The 792-nt window shown below is 58.5% G+C and carries 2 protein-coding genes; both read left to right on the top strand.

All coding sequences use genetic code 11. The features are described from left to right. Positions 1-168: ZIP family metal transporter (locus tag A3764_RS23745; protein WP_443069417.1), on the top strand; the 168-nt coding region annotated here is incomplete at its 5' end. Positions 169-172: 4 nt separating this feature from the next. Then, entirely contained in the window at positions 173-646 is a 474-nt protein-coding gene (gene lspA / locus A3764_RS23740) for a signal peptidase II (protein WP_048535494.1), read from the top strand. Positions 647-792: the final 146 nt, after the last annotated feature.

Raw genomic sequence — 792 nt, 5'->3', positions numbered from 1 at the left:
CAACCGCTGCTGCCTTGGGGTCTCGCCTTCGCAGCAGGGGCGATGCTCTATGTCATCAGCCACGAGATCATTCCGGAAACCCACCGGTCCGGACATCAGAACAGGGCGACGCTCGGCCTCGCGGTTGGTCTTGTGATCATGTTGTTCCTCGACGTCTGGCTGGGATAAGCGGATGAGATCTTGCCTCTTCGTCGGTCTGCTTGCTGCTCTGATCGCCTTTCTTGTCGATCAGGCAACGAAGGCAATCGTTGTTTCCAATGCGACTGTTCTTAGTTCCGGCGTATCGGTCTTTCCCGGCTTCAATCTCATCTACCTGCGCAATGACGGGGTGACCTTCGGGCTTCTCGGCGGTGCGCCATGGTGGAGCCTTGTCGTATTGGCACTTGGCATCTGCGTCTGGTTGGCGGCTATGCTGATCCGTTCCAGCAGCCGGGTCGAGGCCATTGCCTATGGTGCGATCATCGGCGGTGCTCTCGGCAATATTCTGGACCGCCTGCGCTATCGTGCGGTGACGGATTTCCTCGATTTCTACATCGGGACGGCGCACTGGCCTGCCTTCAACATGGCCGATGTTTTTGTGGTTGGCGGCGTGATGCTGCTGCTCATTGCGCCGTGGGTTGGCGCTCGACTTCAGACCGATTCATGAAGCCGGGTTTGCCGCAGATCGTTAGTGAGGACCCGAACCTGTTCCAGTGCATGGGTCTTGCCCTTGTTGCCGGCGGATTGACGGTTTTGCCCCTTCCGCCGTTTTCTTGGCTCATGGCGGTCCCTGTCGCCTTCTCAGTGCTCTTT

The organism is Sulfitobacter sp. HI0129, assembly GCF_001635395.1.
GTDB lineage: Bacteria > Pseudomonadota > Alphaproteobacteria > Rhodobacterales > Rhodobacteraceae > Sulfitobacter.
Note: the sequence above shows the minus strand (reverse complement) of the source record. Positions and strands in the feature narration are given on the sequence as shown.